The 15,863-nt window shown below is 57.3% G+C and carries 13 protein-coding genes; 2 read left to right on the forward strand and 11 right to left on the reverse strand.

Translation table 11 applies throughout. The features are described 5' to 3' along the window. Position 1: 1 nt before the first annotated feature. The 11 genes from murC to mraZ are packed head-to-tail and all read right to left on the reverse strand — an operon-like array spanning position 2 to position 12,630. Entirely contained in the window at positions 2 to 1,447 is a 1,446-nt protein-coding gene (gene murC, locus QVZ43_RS15335) for a UDP-N-acetylmuramate--L-alanine ligase (RefSeq protein WP_302910618.1), read from the reverse strand. Next, complete coding sequence (gene murG, locus QVZ43_RS15340; RefSeq protein WP_302910619.1) at positions 1,440 to 2,525, reverse strand: undecaprenyldiphospho-muramoylpentapeptide beta-N-acetylglucosaminyltransferase; 1,086 nt, start codon at positions 2,523 to 2,525, stop codon at positions 1,440 to 1,442. The genes murC and murG overlap by 8 nt, the downstream gene beginning before the upstream one ends. After that, positions 2,518 to 3,717: a putative lipid II flippase FtsW gene (gene ftsW / locus QVZ43_RS15345; protein WP_223792693.1), complete on the reverse strand. Its 1,200-nt coding sequence runs from the start codon at positions 3,715 to 3,717 to the stop codon at positions 2,518 to 2,520. Before ftsW ends, murG begins: the two co-directional genes overlap by 8 nt. After that, entirely contained in the window at positions 3,717 to 5,057 is a 1,341-nt protein-coding gene (murD, locus tag QVZ43_RS15350) for a UDP-N-acetylmuramoyl-L-alanine--D-glutamate ligase (RefSeq protein WP_302910620.1), read from the reverse strand. Before murD ends, ftsW begins: the two co-directional genes overlap by 1 nt. A gap of 15 nt (positions 5,058 to 5,072) precedes the next feature. Beyond that, positions 5,073 to 6,158 (reverse strand): phospho-N-acetylmuramoyl-pentapeptide-transferase, encoded by a 1,086-nt coding sequence (gene mraY / locus QVZ43_RS15355; protein ID WP_223792691.1) that lies wholly within the window; start codon positions 6,156 to 6,158, stop codon positions 5,073 to 5,075. Further along, complete coding sequence (locus tag QVZ43_RS15360; RefSeq protein WP_302910621.1) at positions 6,143 to 7,534, reverse strand: UDP-N-acetylmuramoyl-tripeptide--D-alanyl-D-alanine ligase; 1,392 nt, start codon at positions 7,532 to 7,534, stop codon at positions 6,143 to 6,145. Before QVZ43_RS15360 ends, mraY begins: the two co-directional genes overlap by 16 nt. Further along, positions 7,531 to 9,015 (reverse strand): UDP-N-acetylmuramoyl-L-alanyl-D-glutamate--2,6-diaminopimelate ligase, encoded by a 1,485-nt coding sequence (locus QVZ43_RS15365; protein ID WP_302910622.1) that lies wholly within the window; start codon positions 9,013 to 9,015, stop codon positions 7,531 to 7,533. The genes QVZ43_RS15360 and QVZ43_RS15365 overlap by 4 nt, the downstream gene beginning before the upstream one ends. A gap of 4 nt (positions 9,016 to 9,019) precedes the next feature. Further along, positions 9,020 to 10,759 (reverse strand): peptidoglycan D,D-transpeptidase FtsI family protein, encoded by a 1,740-nt coding sequence (locus QVZ43_RS15370; RefSeq protein WP_420890922.1) that lies wholly within the window; start codon positions 10,757 to 10,759, stop codon positions 9,020 to 9,022. A 33-nt stretch (positions 10,760 to 10,792) separates the two neighbouring features. Then, positions 10,793 to 11,197, reverse strand: coding sequence for a cell division protein FtsL (ftsL, locus tag QVZ43_RS15375; protein WP_302910624.1), 405 nt, complete (start codon positions 11,195 to 11,197; stop codon positions 10,793 to 10,795). Between the two features lie 21 nt (positions 11,198 to 11,218). Continuing rightward, the gene (rsmH, locus tag QVZ43_RS15380; RefSeq protein WP_302910625.1) at positions 11,219 to 12,181 is read right to left on the reverse strand and encodes a 16S rRNA (cytosine(1402)-N(4))-methyltransferase RsmH; all 963 of its coding nucleotides are present in this window, start codon (positions 12,179 to 12,181) and stop codon (positions 11,219 to 11,221) included. Continuing rightward, positions 12,178 to 12,630 carry a division/cell wall cluster transcriptional repressor MraZ gene (gene mraZ / locus QVZ43_RS15385; RefSeq protein ID WP_302910626.1) on the reverse strand — a complete coding sequence of 151 codons (453 nt, stop codon included), beginning with the start codon at positions 12,628 to 12,630 and terminating at the stop codon, positions 12,178 to 12,180. The genes rsmH and mraZ overlap by 4 nt, the downstream gene beginning before the upstream one ends. A gap of 786 nt (positions 12,631 to 13,416) precedes the next feature. On the opposite strand from mraZ, the gene QVZ43_RS15390 reads away from it, so the two are divergent. Both QVZ43_RS15390 and QVZ43_RS15395 read left to right on the forward strand, forming a co-directional pair. After that, positions 13,417 to 14,040, forward strand: coding sequence for a hypothetical protein (locus QVZ43_RS15390; protein WP_302910627.1), 624 nt, complete (start codon positions 13,417 to 13,419; stop codon positions 14,038 to 14,040). 770 nt (positions 14,041 to 14,810) lie between these two features. Next, entirely contained in the window at positions 14,811 to 15,374 is a 564-nt protein-coding gene (locus QVZ43_RS15395) for a recombinase family protein (protein WP_302910628.1), read from the forward strand. The last annotated feature ends 489 nt before the right edge of the window (positions 15,375 to 15,863 follow it).

The raw sequence follows: 15,863 nt of genomic DNA on the forward strand, positions 1-15,863 counted from the left end.
ATCACTCACCAGAAATCACTCCCGCTGCAGCCAGTCTTGCAGCTACACCGCCAATATCGCCGGCACCCTGCGTGATCAGCAGGTCGCCGTCCTGGAGCACGTTTTTCAACAGACTCTCAATTTCGCTGTTCTCTTCCACGAAAACCGGCTCCACCTGCCCCCGCTGCCGAATACTCCGGCACAGGGCGCGGCCGTCGGCACCGGTTATCGCCGGCTCGCCGGCGGAATACACTTCCATCAGGAGGAGGCCGTCCACTTCCGACAGCACCCGGACGAAATCCTCGTAGAGATCCCGGGTCCGGCTGAACCGATGCGGCTGATAGAGCATGACCAGCCGACGCCCGGGCCAGGCATCGCGGGCAGCTCGAATCACCGCCTCCACCTCGGTGGGATGGTGGCCGTAATCGTCCACCAGCGTGACCGAGCCGTTCGGCGTTTGATAATCGCCATACACCTGGAAACGACGCCCTACGCCGGCAAAACCGGACAGCCCCTGGCAAATGGCATCATCGGCCACACCTTCATCGGTGGCGACGGCGATGGCCGCCAGTGCGTTCAGTACGTTATGGCGGCCCGGCATTTTCAGGCTCACGCTCAGATCACTGCGGCCACCGGGGCGTTTAACGATGAACCGGGTACTCAGTCCATCAGATTCAATCTGCTCGGCCCGGTAGTCCGCCTCCGGGTTGTCGATGCCATAGGTGATGATTGCCCGGGAAATCCGGGGGATGATCTCGCGCACGTAGGCATCATCCACGCACATCACCGCAACGCCGTAAAACGGCAGGTTGTGCAGGAAATCCACGAACGTCTGCTTGAGTTTTTCCACATCGCCGCCGTAGGTGTCCATGTGATCGGCTTCGATGTTGGTCACCACGGAAATCACTGGCGTCAGGTGCAGGAACGACGCATCGCTCTCGTCGGCCTCAGCCACCAGATAGCGGGAACCGCCCAGCTGGGCGTTGGTACCGGCACTGTTCAGCTTGCCGCCAATCACAAACGTGGGGTCCATACCCGCCTCGCCCAGCACCGACGCGATCAGGCTGGTAGTGGTGGTTTTCCCGTGGGTTCCCGCCACCGCAATGCCGTGACGGTAACGCATAATCTCCGCCAGCATCTCTGCACGGGGCACGATCGGCACACGGCGACTGCGGGCAGAAACCACTTCCGGGTTGTCTGCCGCCACGGCCGTCGACACGACCACGACGTCAGCCTTGGAGCTGTTCGCTTCGGTGTGGCCAATGTGAATTTCCACACCCATGGCTTTCAGACGTGCCGTCACTGCGCTTTCTTTCAGGTCAGAACCCGACACGTCGTAGCCCTGGTTCTTGAGCACCTCGGCAATACCGCTCATGCCGGCGCCCCCGATACCCACGAAATGGATGTGGCGGATCCGGCGCATCTCGGGCACCTGATAAACCAGTGGCTGATTGTTGGCATCAGTCATTGGCGGCCTCCAGACAGTAATTCACAACTCTCTCCGTTGCGTCAGGGCGGGCCAGAGTCCGTGCGGCCTTCGCCATATTCATTACCCGGTTGCGATCCCTGGCCAACCCCGCCAGCGTTTCCGCAAGACTTTCTGCTGTCAGTTTGCTCTGGGGGATCAGAATCGCCGCACCGGCGCTTACCATTTGCTGCCCGTTCTTGGTCTGGTGGTCATCCACCGCATGAGGGAACGGCACGAGGATGGCGCCGGCGCCTGCCGCACACAGTTCGGACACGGTCAGTGCACCGGAGCGGCAGACCACGATGTCCGCCCACTCGTAAGCCTCCGCCATGTCCTTGATGAACGGCTCGACACTAGCCTCAACCCCGTGACGTTCATAGGCCGAACGGGCCTGTTCAACTTTCTTCTCGCCGCACTGATGGCGAACCTGAGGCCGTTCTGCCTCGGACATCAGCGCAAGCGCCTCCGGTAGTGTCTCGTTAAACACCTGGGCACCCAAGCTGCCCCCCACCACGAGCACCCGCAGGGCCCCATCGCGCTTGGCCAGGCGCGTGTCCGGGTCAGGCAGCGCTGACAGCCCCTCGCGAATCGGGTTACCAGTGCAGCGAGTTACCACGCCGGCCTCAAAGCTGCCCGGAAAGGCTTCCAGCACGGTTTCCGAGAAGCGAACCAGCAAACGGTTGGTCATACCGGCAATGGCGTTCTGCTCGTGGATCACCAGCGGTGTCTTGGTCAGCCAGGCGGCCACCCCACCCGGACCAGTGACAAAACCGCCCATGCCCACCACACAGTCGGGCTTGATCTGGCGAACAATGGTGAAAGCCTCACCCAACGCTCGCATCAGACGGAATGGTGCCAACAAGAGGGCCAGCTTGCCCTTGCCCCGCAGGCCAGAAATGTGGATGAGAGACAGGGGGATGTCGGTATCACCAATCAACCGCTCTTCCATGCCACCCTGGGCACCCAGCCAGTGGACTTCGTGCCCCTTTTTCTCCAGCGCCCGGGCAGTTGCCAGTGCCGGGAACACATGCCCCCCGGTGCCACCCGCCATCATCAGGAAACGACGAGGTTCAGTCATACACAGCGCCTCCCCGAACTCTGGGCTCCGTCTTCGCAGCAGCCTGCCGCTCTTGATCCAGCCGTTCCATTTCAATCCGCGCCAGGACACCGATGCACACGCACACGATCATCAGGCTTGAACCACCGTAGCTGACGAGCGGAAGTGTCAGCCCCTTGGTGGGCAACAGGCCTGTGCTGACGGCAATATTGATGGTGGCCTGGAGGCCGATCAGCAACGTCAGGCCATAACCGAAACAGGCACCGAACGGCATGCCGGCTTTTTCCGCCCGACGGGCAATCACGAATCCGCTCACCACCAGAACGGTGAACAGCGCCAGGACGGCCAATGATCCAATCAGACCAAACTCCTCGGCAATGATGGCGAAGATAAAGTCGGTGTGGGCCTCCGGCAGATAAAACAGCTTCTGAATGGAATTGCCCAAACCAACACCGCCCCAGTCACCGCGACCAAACGCAATCAGGGACTGGGTCAGCTGGTAGCCACTGTCAAACTGGTCTTTCCACGGATCCAGGTAACTGACCACTCGCTTGAGACGGTACGGCTGCGTGACCACCAGAAGGGTGCCCAGAGCACCCAGCACCACGATCAGGGGCACAAAGCGGGTCAGGCGGACACCACTCAGGAAAATCATGCCGGCAGCCGCGGTCACCAGTACCACGGTGGCCCCGAAGTCCGGCTGGATCACCAGCAGCATGGAGGCCACACCCAGCACAATGAGCGGCTTGAAGAATCCCATCCAGGTATTGAGCAGCTCATCCCGACGACGCACGACATAGCCGGCGAGGTAGGCAATCAGGCACAGCTTGGCAACTTCCGACACCTGGATATTGAACAGGCCAAAAGGAATCCAGCGGGTGGAGCCATTAACCGTCCGGCCCAGAGGCGTCAGAACCAGTACCAGCACCAGCAGGCCAATGCCAAGAAGCAACCATCCGCTGCGCTCCCACCAGGCCATCGGAACATTCACCGCTACCAGCGCCATCACGCAGCCCATGGCAGCGAACAGTATCTGCCGGACCACATAGTGGTAGCTGTTGTTAACGGTCTCGGTGGCCATGTCCATGGACGCAGAGGAAATCATCACCATACCCAGCACCAGCAACGCGATGGAGCTGATCACCAGCATCGGCAGCGGACGAATGTCACCCAACCATTGATTGTGATCTGGCATTGCTACCCCTGCCTGCATCACAAAGCCTCCACCCGAGCGCGGAACTGGTCTCCGCGGTCGGCATAGTCACGAAACATGTCAAAACTGGCGCACGCCGGGGAAAACACCACCCGGTCGCCCGCGTTGGCAAGCTCCCTGGCCGCTACCACAGCGTCCGCCAGCGAGTCTGCGAACTGAATATCGACACCGTCGCCCACCGCTTCTGCAATCAGGCCCGCATCCCGACCAATCAGCACCAGGGCCCGACAATGCTGGCGAACCGGCACCTGCATCGGTGCAAAATCAGCGCCCTTGCCATCGCCGCCGGCAACCAGCACGATCTTGCCCTGATCGGGCACGAGGCTTTCAATAGCCGCCACCGAGGCCCCCACATTGGTGCCCTTGGAATCGTTGATGTAATCCACACCATCCAGCTCACGCACAAACTCGCACCGATGAGGCAGGCCACGGAACTTGCGTGCCACATCGAGCATGACGTCCATGGGCAGGCCCGCCGCCATGCCCAGCCCCAGCGCCGCCATCACATTGCTCAGGTTGTGCCGGCCCATCAGTTTCAGTTCGCTGGCGAGCAGCAAGTTGTCCAGACCATAGGTAATCCAGGTACCCTGATCATCATCCCGGGTACTGAAGGTCTCCGGGTTTACCCGATTGAAGCCAAAGCAAATGAACGTCAGGGTGTCTCGCGCCATCGGCGTGCTCAGCGCGTCGTCCAGGTTGACCACCGCATTGCGACAGCCCCGGAAAATCCGCTGCTTGGCCTGGTAATAGGCCATTTTGTCCGGATAACGGTCCATGTGGTCGTCGCTGATATTCAGTACTGTCGCGGCCAGGGCGTTCAACTCTTCGGTGGTTTCCAGCTGGAAGCTCGATAGCTCCAGCACATACAGATCCGCGCCCCTGCCCAACAGGTCCAGCGCTGGGATTCCGATGTTGCCGCCAACTTCGACCTTTCGGCCCGCTGCCCGGGCCATGTCACCGACCAGGGAAGTCACCGTGGTTTTTCCGTTGGAACCGGTAATCGCCACAATCGGCGCGTCTGCCGCCTCGGCAAACAGATCAATATCCCCACGGATTCGGGCACCGGCCTGAGCCGCTCCGGCGATGGCCGGCTCGGCAATACTGATACCGGGGCTGACCACAAGCTCATTGAAACCGCGGAAAAGTTCCGGATCGAACGGCCCCAGGTGAATGGCCACATCCGGCCATCCGGCCTTGAGCTCATCCAGGCCCGGTGGTGCGTTACGACTGTCAGCCACCGCAATCTCACGGCCTTGTTCGGACAGATAGCGCACGCAGGAAAGCCCGGTTTTACCGAGCCCTACGACCAGCGTGCGACGATCCGAAACAATGACACTCATAATCGCTACGTACCCTTAACGAATCTTGAGACTGGCAAGGCCAATCAACACCAGAACAACGGTAATAACCCAGAAACGGACAATCACCCGGGGTTCCGGCCAACCTTTCAATTCAAAGTGATGATGCAATGGCGCCATGCGGAAAATCCGCCGGCCGGTAAGCCGGTAGGAGCCCACCTGAAGAATCACCGAAATGGTTTCCATCACGAACACTCCGCCCATGATGAACAGTACGATTTCCTGCCTGACAATGACCGCCACCACGCCGAGGGCGGCACCCAAAGCCAGCGCACCAACATCGCCCATGAACACCTGCGCGGGATAAGTGTTGAACCACAGGAATCCCAGCCCGGCACCAACAATGGCGCCACAGAATACAATCAGCTCACCGGTACCCGGCAAATGAGGGATCAACAGGTAATCGGCAAACTGGGCGTGTCCCGACAGATAAGCAAAGATGGCCAATGCGGCCGCCACCATTACCGTGGGCATGATCGCCAGACCATCCAGGCCATCGGTCAGGTTGACCGCGTTACTGCTGCCGACAATGACGAAATAGGTCAACAAAATGAACACCACCGGCCCGAGGGTCAGCGATACCTGCTTGACGAACGGCACGTACAGGGACGTTTCCTGAGGCAAGGCGGCGCTCATATACAGGGCAATAGCGGCACCGGCACCAATGACCGACTGCCAGAAATATTTCCAGCGGGCGGGCAGGCCGCGAGGGTTGCGCTCAACCACCTTCCGGTAGTCATCCACCCAGCCCACGGCGCCGAACAGCAGCGTGACCAGCAGGGTGACCCAAACATAGCGGTTGCTAAGGTCGCCCCACAACAAGGTACTGATGCCAATGGCGACCAGAATCAGCGCACCGCCCATGGTGGGGGTGCCGGCCTTGCTCAAATGGGTTTGCGGGCCGTCGTCCCTGACCGCCTGACCAATCTGGTACTGGCTGAGCTTCCGGATCATGTAGGGACCGATGATCAGGGAAATCAGCAGGGCCGTGAGCGTGCCAAGTATCCCCCTCAGGGTGAGATACTGAAACACGGTCAGGGCCGAGAAATACTGTGACAAAACCTCTGTTAGCCAGAGCAGCATGAGTTATTCACCTTTTTCCGAATTCCCTCCACCACGCGATCCATGGCGGAACTGCGAGAACCTTTCACCAACACCGTCATGGGAGACTGCTGGCTGGCAACAATCGCCTCAACAGCCTCGTCGTGGGTCTGGAAACTTTCTACCGCTGAACCGAATCCCTGGACATAGCCCTCGCAGCCAGGCCCGACGGTCAGCAACCGATCAATATTTTGTTTGCGGGCGAACTCACCCACTTCGTGATGCAACGCCAGGGCATCCTCGCCCAGTTCTGCCATCGCACCCAGCACCGCAACACGTTGCCCGTCTCTTGAGGCCAGCACACTCAGTGCCGCCTTGATAGACGACGGATTCGCGTTGTAGCTGTCATCAATGACCGTCAGCCCAGGCGCCAATTGCATGCTCTGCAGGCGCCCCTTTACTGGCTGCAGCGCTCCGAGCCCCTCAACGATGGCATCGTCATTGGCACCCAGTTCGCGGGCAGCTGCAATGGCGAGGGCCACGTTGGTGAGATTGTGCTCTCCCTCGAGCGCAAGGTACACCGTGCAGCGCCAGTTTCCGGGGCCAGTTACCCGCAGGCGCTGACCTTCACCATCAAACGCCTCCGCGACGCTGCGATAATCGGCTTCCGGGTGGTCAAGGCGGCTGACACTGGCCACCCGGCGCCCACCGGCGCGGGCCTTCCACTGGTCAAAGGCCGGATCGTCACGATTCAGTACCACCAGACCGCCGTCCTCGACGCCATCGATGATCTCGCCCTTGGCGAGAATGATGTTCTGGTAACTACCAAAGCCCTCAAGGTGCGCCTGACCCGCGTTGGTCAGAATGACTACCTGGGGCCGGGTAATAGCCACGGTATGGGCGATTTCTCCCAGACCACTGGCACCCAGTTCAATAGCACCGTACCGATGTCCAGGGGTTAAACCAAACAAGGTCAACGGCACGCCGATGTGGTTGTTCAGGTTGCCCGAGGTAGCCAGGGTCGGCCCCATCCGGGACAGGATCGCTGCGGTCATTTCCCGAACGGTGGTCTTGCCACTGCTGCCAGTCACCGCCACCAGTCGCGCAGCACTGGCGTCGCGATTCCCGGCCGCTAGCCTGGCCAGAGCATCCACCGTATCCGCCACGATGAGCTGGGGCAGATCAACGGATGCATCTTCTGTGTCCACCACGGCTGCGACAGCACCCAGTTCTTTTGCCTTCTGCAGGAACCGGTGCCCGTCAAAGTTGTCACCCCGCAGCGCCACGAACAGCTCGCCGCGCGCCAGTGACCGGGTATCCGTAGAGACACCAGTAAACGTGCTGTTCTCCAGCCCTTCCGCAGAGCTGGTCGCGCCCATCCATTGACGGGCTTCTTGCAGTGAGAAAGCGCGCATCATGACGCACCTCCCTGGTCTTTCAGTGCCAGCTGCACCTGTTCCGCATCATTAAACGGATGCTTGGTACCCGCTATGTCCTGGTAAGTTTCATGGCCCTTGCCGGCGACCAGCACCAGATCATCCGGCCCCGCCATCTGCACGGCATGACCGATAGCCTCGGCCCGATCATGAATCACCGTTGCTGTGTCCGGTGAGCTGAAGCCGCCAAGTATGTCCCGAACAATGTCCGAGGGGGCTTCGGTTCGGGGATTGTCATCCGTGACGATGACAATGTCGGCACCTTTTTCTGCTTCACGAGCCATTTCCGGCCGCTTGCCGGAGTCCCGGTCGCCGCCGCAGCCAAATACACAAATCAATCGACCCGCCACATGAGGCCGCAACGCGGACAGTGCATTGGCCAGGGCATCGGGAGTGTGCGCGTAATCCACCACGACCCGGACACCATCGGTGCCAAAAAAGGATTCCAGCCGCCCCGGGGGCGGAGTGAGACTCCGCACGGCCTGCTGCACCCGCTCAACCGGGGTCCCCAGGCTCAGGACCGTTGCCATCGCCGCCAGCAGGTTACTTGCGTTGAAGCTGCCCATCAGCGGCACGGAAATAGCAAAAGCCCCCCACTGACCGTCTACCGTTGCCTTGAAACCGTCATCCGTCGGGGCAAAGTCAGTGAGCCACAATTCCGTCTGGGATTCGTGCAAACTGTAACGAACCCGATCGCAACGACCCTGAAGCTGCTCGAACAGTTGCCGTCCGAAGGGGTCGTCAAAATTGATCACTGCGAAATTCAGTTCTTCACGGAAAAACAGCTTCGCCTTGGCTTCGCCATAGGCATCCATGGTGCCGTGATAATCCAGGTGATCCCGGGTCAGGTTCGTGAACACCGCGGCCCGGAAGACCAGATCCGCGACCCGCCCCTGATCCAATGCATGGGAAGACACTTCCATGACCGCAGCCCGGCCACCGGCACTGACAATGCGCGACAGTTCCCGGTTCACCCGCACGACGTCAGGCGTCGTGTGGGTGGCCGGCGTCAGAGCGGCCGGCATGCCGTACCCTACCGTCCCCATCACGCCACAAGGCATCCCGGTAGCGTTGAGAAGGCCTGCAATATATTGAGTAACAGATGTTTTTCCATTGGTCCCGGTTACACCCACCAGCGCAAGCCGCTGGGAGGGATGCTCATAGAACCGGTCGGCAATTTTGCCCAGCAATCCGCGCAGGCCAGCCACGGGCACGACCAGAGCACCGCGATACTCACGGCACTCACCGGCCTGTCCTGATTCCAGAAGAACCACCGTTGCACCTGCAGCCACGGCATCACCGACGTAATGGTCCGCTGGCGTAGTGGTACCCGCCAGGGCCACAAACGCATCACCGGATTTTACATCCCGGCTATCCGTTTTCAGGCCATGAATGGTGACGTCGAAGACCGACGGCACCGGAACAATATCGTGTAGCAGCGTACTGAGGGATGTGATGCACATAAGTTTAGCCTCGCTCCCCAACCGGCAGGCCGGCCGTCTGACGACTCCCAACCTCCAGCTCAGGCTTCACGTTCAACAAGCGGAGCGCATCACTCATAACCCGTGCGAAGACCGGCGCGGCCACCTCCCCACCATAGTACTCTCCTGATTGCGGCGCATCGACCGCCACAACGGCAACAATCCTGGGATTTTCAATCGGCGCCATGCCGGCAAAAATCGCCTTGTATTCGCTATCCTGGTAGCCCTGCTCGCCCACCAGGTGTACGGTTCCGGTCTTGCCGCCAGCGGAGTAGAAACCCGGCTGTGCGCGCTTTCCGGTACCGTTTTCAACCACTTCGCGCAGCATGTTTCGAACCTGGTGAGTCACCTTTTCCGAGATAACCCGGTGGCCCTGCGGCTCGCCGTCCAGCTTGATCAGACTCAGGGGATGACGGATGCCTCCATTAGCAATGACCATATACGCTTGAGCAAGCTGTAAGGCATTAACACTCATGCCGTAGCCGTAGGACAGCGTCGCCTCTTCCACCGGACGCCATTTGGGCGGAGACGGCAGCACGCCCACCGCCTCACCGGGGAATCCAATACCCGTTGGCTGACCGAGACCAAGCCGGCTGTACAGATCACGAATGGCATCACCACCGATGTCCGTGGCGATCTTGCTGATACCCACGTTGCTGGACTTGGCGATGATATCGGTCAGATCCATCACACCGTAATTACGATGATCCCGGATCGTAAAACGACCAAAGCGCCGGAACCCCGGCGCCGTATCAATGGTGGTTTCCGGTTGATAGTTGCCCGATTCCAGGGCCGCCGCCATCGTAATTGGCTTCATGGTCGACCCGGGTTCGAACAAATCCGTGATCGCTTTGTTCCTGAGATTTTCCGCCGCCAGCTGATTTCGATCATTCGGGTTGTAAGCCCCCTGATTCACCATGGCCAGCACTTCGCCGGTGTCCGAATCCAGCATCACCAGCGTGCCGCCTCTCGCGTTGTGGGCGTTCACGACCGCCTTGAGTTCGCGGTATGCCAGATACTGGAGACGCAGATCAATACTTAACTGAAGGCCGTTACCCGGGCGGGCGTCACGGATCAATGTAAGATCCTTGATCACGCGTCCCCGGTTATCCTTGAGCACCCGCTTCTTGCCCGGCTCGCCAGACAACCACTGGTTATAGGCCAGTTCCATTCCTTCCTGACCACGTTCATCAATATCGGTAAAGCCAACGACGTGAGCGGTCACTTCGCTGGCCGGATAATAACGACGGTATTCCTGTCGTGAGTACACCCCATCGATATCGAGTTCTGTCACCTGTCGCGCCAGTCCAGGCTGTACTTTCCGACGTAGGTAAATGAATTCCCGTCCGGCATAGCGTTTCAGACGCTTACGCAACGTGGCTTCATTCAGTCCAAGCAGACGGGCGAGATGAGTCAGACGGTCCTGATCCGGATCGATTTCAGAAGGGTTTGCCCAGATGGTCTGCACGGGCGTGCTAACAGCCAGGGGCTCCCCGTGCCGATCAGTGATCACGCCACGATGAGCGTCAATCGTTTCGACCCGGATGGTTCGAACGTCACCCTGCTTGCGGAGAAATTCGTTATCAACGACATGCAAGTCAACCAGCCGCCAGCCGAGCACCCCCACCACCAGCAGGAAAACACCCAGCACGGAGCCGTAACGCCAGGCTTTCAGACCAGACGCCAGCCGCTGACTCCATGTCATTGTTGTTCCCTGACCGGACAAATCGATCACCCCGACGATTATTGTTATCGCTAATTATTTTTGGTTTACCGGCGCAACCATCGGCACCAGCACAATATCCTCACGCCCCGGAACCACCATGCCAAAGCGTTCCGCAGCAAGTTGTTCGACCCTGCCATGGGCACTCAGTGCACTTTGCTCCAACAGCAGCTGGCTCCATTCCCGCTGGTAGAGATCGCGCTCATCCTGTAACTGGGACAACGTATTGAAGAGCTCACGGTTCTTGTGGGCGCTGACCACCACGCCAATGGACGATGCCACCAGCACAGCCACCAGCACGAGGGAAACGAGCACACTCCGCTCCCTGGTCGCACCGAATACCTGCCGGGAAATACGGACGGCCGTCGCTACACCGTCGCGAACCCGAACTTTGCTCGACCTTGCGGCCTTTGCAGGCTGTTCTATGGCTACAGCACCCATCAAGCCATCCCCTGTGGACTCTTAATCGTTGTTAACGCGCTCAAGCACCCGCATAACGGCACTTCTGGCGCGAATATTTTCTTCAATTTCGCCGGCACTGGCCTTCATGGCCTTGCCAACCAACCGGAACGCGGAAGCTTCCTGCTCCGCGGTCACCGGAATGCCTTTCGGGAGCCTGGGCCCCTTGGCCAGATCCCGCATAAATCGCTTGACGACCCGGTCCTCAAGCGAATGAAAACTGATCACCACCAGACGGCCGCCCGGAGCCAGACGCTCCGCTGCCAGTTTCAGCCCCCTCTCCAGATCTTCCAGTTCGCGATTAATAAAGATGCGAATGGCCTGGAATGTGCGGGTAGCCGGGTGTTTGTGTTTTTCCTTTTTCGGCACGGAATCGGACACCAGCTCAGCCAGTGCACGGGTCGTCTCAATGGGCTCCTCACCGCGACGGGCAACTACTGCCCGGGCGATGCGACGGGAAAACCGCTCTTCTCCGTAACGCCACAGGACATCGGCGATATCCGCTTCGCCAGCCTCCGCCAGCCACTCGGCTGCACTCGGGGACTGGGTCGGATTCATCCGCATGTCCAGGGGCCCATCCCGCAAAAAGCTGAAACCACGAGATGCGTCATCCAGCTGCGGAGAGGACACACCAAGATCCAACAACACACCATTCACGGCATCCCAGTGGCGGGACAGCAGTGCCTGATCAAGATCAGCAAAGGAGCCGTGAAACCATGCAAACCGGGAATCACCTTCCGCCAACTGCTTCGCCGCGCGAATGGCCTCAGGGTCTTTATCGATGCCGAGCAATTGGCCGTGCTCACTCAGGCGCTCGAGAATCAGCCGGCTATGTCCACCGCGCCCGAAGGTGCCATCGACATAGAGACCTTCCGAATCATTGACGAGATAGTCGACCGCCGAGTCCAGAAGGACCGATCGGTGAGCGAAAGCCGCCCCGTCCTTCTGGGTGCGATCGTCCGTCATAGGCTGAGCGCCTCCATTTCCGGCGGCATTTCATCGTCGTCGGATGACTCATCCAGCCAGGCAAACCAGCGCTCCTCACTCCAGAGCTCCAACTTCTTTCCCTGACCAATCAGCATCAGCTTTTTCTCTAGATGGGCGTAACTTCTTAACGTGGGGGGAACCAAAATCCGCCCCGCCGAGTCCAACTCCATGGGTGCAGCGTTACCAAGCAGCAGGCGCTGAAGCCGACGAGCAGCCCGGTTCATATTGGGCAGTGCTTCAATTTTCGGGCGCAGTTCTTCCCACTCGGGCTCCGGATAGATAAGCAGGCACCGCTCTTCATCGGCGTTAGCAGTCACCACAATGCGGCCGTCACAAAGCTGCGCGAGTTCTTCTCGCACCTTTGCCGGGATCGCCAGGCGCCCCTTCGCATCCATGTTGATGGCATGACTGCCCAGAAATCTGCTCATTTGTCCCGTCTTTTGGGCTACCGTGCCCACAAAAAACCACTAGAAACCACTTTTTCCCACTTTTGCACACTATAGGAACACACCTCATACAATGCAAGCGCCGACAATAGCGCCACACCATAAAAAAAACCCTTTAAGACAATAAGTTACAGATGGGGATTGAGAAAAAAGAGAGACATTAAGGAAAGAAAATATTAAAAATCAACCACCTGCAGAATAAAACGGACATACAGGATGAGGTTTAAGAATTTTTGGCTATAATGAGAACTGTCTTCAAAAGATGCACATAGCAACCCTTGAAGAGAAGAAGTGAGAGCTCGCCGATAAGCCGGGTTCTGTCGTGGACAGTCATTCATCTAGGACCTGCGTCACCACAGGCCTCAAGCAACCTACCCGAGTCCAGCGCGGGCCACGCCATAGGACTCCTATTTGGTCTTGCTCCAGGTGGGGTTTACCTTGCGAGTAATGGCAAAATTTCAACATTTATAGTGTACCAAACTTTGTACCATTCCGCCCCCCAACCCCCTCACACCAAATCTGATACCAAAACACAGTCTTGGAACTATCGTTACCGCCCCCGACATGAAAGCTCCAACGTATTGATTTCCTTATCACATCGCTGTCACCTCAAAAACTGACTATCTGGTTAGTAAGCGTAAGCCTATGTTTTTAAAGTATATTTTGTTGACTTCGAGACACCCGCAATCTAAAACAAAAGAACACCGCAAGATATGCGCACCTCTCGCGGCGTGGAGAACACTGGAACGCGTTAACAAAAGAGGAACGATGATGAACCCAGCAAGAACGAGAAATCCAACAATGCCGCACCTCGATGCGCGGGAGGCATTCAAGTTGGCTATCAAAATCTTAAGAGCCTTCAAGACCAATCCCACACCAATTGACGCCATTGCCAAGCTTTTGGGGTACACCAATGCACGGAATGGCGCTGCAGCCCCGCTCATTGCGACACTGTTCAGCTATGGACTGCTTGTTTCTGCGGGAACTGGAATCGCAGTCGTACCAAAAGAGTTATTCATGATGCTCAAAAAAACCCGGAAGAAGGCTTTTCGCACGACGATTGTACGAACTCCCCCAGTCTTCAGCGCATTACTAAACGTTTGCGATAAGGGCCTTCCGCATGATGCAAAGCTTGAGGCGGTGTTGATTCGACAGGGTTATTCACTGAAAGCCCGGACTAAATGCATTGAAAATTTTAAGAAGTCTGTGAAGTGGGCCGGCCTCTTCGAAACGCAACAAAACAAAGCAGCGGAGGTAATTCATCTTCATTCTACGCCAACGCAACGCCCCCCACTGGAGGTAGACGCCAACGGGAAGATGACCGTCCACTTGCCGACCATGACCCGGGCACAAAAAGCAGTCGCGATGGCGATTATGAGGAACTTCAACTAATTGTTGTTCTTTTTGGGGAGCCAAGCAGTCCCCCACTTCTAACCTCTCCTACCGCGCTAACCTCCCATTGTCTTTCAAGCCAAAATGCACTGATCCAGGGACTCTCAGCAAACTTGCTGCAAACTCTAGCTTGTATTTGTTCAACAAATTTTTGAGAAGCCAAGTATATAGGAAAGGCTAGGATTTCCCCCCGGTGGGGCCGGTGTTAATCGATAAACCCTGCCGCTCTTGCTTCAGAGAGCTTCTTTCGCAACTTTTCTCTACTCTTCTGCAGATTGCGATGCGTCTCCTCGCACAAGTCCCCCTCTTTGGCTTGCAACTTTCCCTCCAACCACTCAAGCTCTTCACTCATTTTGGCCGGAGGTGTACCCAACCAACCGTCAACATGACGAGTCATTGCCCACCCAACAACGCTCGCCAAACAGACCACGTAAAGGATAGTGTGAGCAACTCTATCCAACTCACCTGACACCAAGGACATGGCGGAAATTACTGTAATTGCTATCCAACTGCCTTGAACGATTGGATTCAACCTCACTAATTCTGTCCTCCTTTCAAAATTGAAAACTTCTCCAGCCCCACTTACGAACTATTAACTAACTTGCAGAGAAGAGTTCAGGCTGAGGCTACAACTAGTGCCCCCCCATGATTCTATGTCCGATTTATTTATCTTAGTTTCGTACATATGTCCGTTTTTATTTTTGAAGTATTTCGGACAGACCTATAGATTAGGAGTACGAATATTATAAGTTTCGGACAGGAGGAAGGTCGTGCTAATTGGTTTCGCGAGGGTATCCACCAAAGACCAAGACCTTGAGACACAACTACAGCAGCTCCAAGAGGCCGGTTGTGACAAGGTTTTCCATGGGAAACACTCTGGAGCGTCATCTCAAAATCAAGCCAAGCTTAGAGAACTGGTTGACTACGTTAGAGATGGCGACATTGTCGTGGTGACAAAACTGGATAGGTTAGGAAGGTCACTGAAGGCTATTTTGAACACCCTCGACGAGATTCACGCACAGGGAGCTAGGCTCAAAACCCTGGACGGCTCAGTAGATACAAGCCAAAACACTCCGTTTGCTACCGCAATGGTTCATCTACTGGGTACATTTGCCGAGCTAGAACGGAATCTTATTGTATCCAGAACGACCGAGGGCAGAGAGGAAGCGAAGAGCAAGGGAGTTCGCTTTGGGCGCAAACCTTCACTGACGGACGAAGACCAGCGGAAAGCTATCAACATGCTGAATAACGGAACTTCAGTAAGAGCCACCGCAAAGGCCATTGGAACCACTCGCCAGACTATCTATCGCCTCAGAGCTAAAACCTCCCCATAAGACCAAGTAACGAGGGTCAGTACATCTACCCCACGGACTGACCCTCACCTTTCGTTTATCAAGCCGACCGCCCTATGAGGCATCGTACCCTGGGCCCAGACTCTGATAGCGTTACCATCCGCAGACTAACAATGCCCCGCTCTCCACGATTCCTGCCTCTACCTCTGACTTAACACTCAATTCAAGACGAATGACAGGCATCGAAGCCCCCCTTTCATAATCAGCGTTTTTTGGGTCGCCACTATTGGGGAATAAGCAAGTAGCCGTCCGTCTTTCGGCAACTGTGCTTGTGCCCTTTCTACAAGTAACCCATTGGAAAGGTATCTATGACCAAGAGACGAGTACGCCGTATTTCGGGGCAAATCGTTTATCCCGCATCGTTCTGCCCCATGTCTTATGAGGCGCTAAAGGAGGCCCAGAGGAAGATTGAGACAACGGAGGGGGTCACTTACAGCCTGTCTGTATTAATGCGTGCTATGGCGCTGAGAG

Source organism: Marinobacter suaedae, from assembly GCF_030519635.1.
In the GTDB taxonomy this organism is placed as follows: domain Bacteria; phylum Pseudomonadota; class Gammaproteobacteria; order Pseudomonadales; family Oleiphilaceae; genus Marinobacter; species Marinobacter suaedae.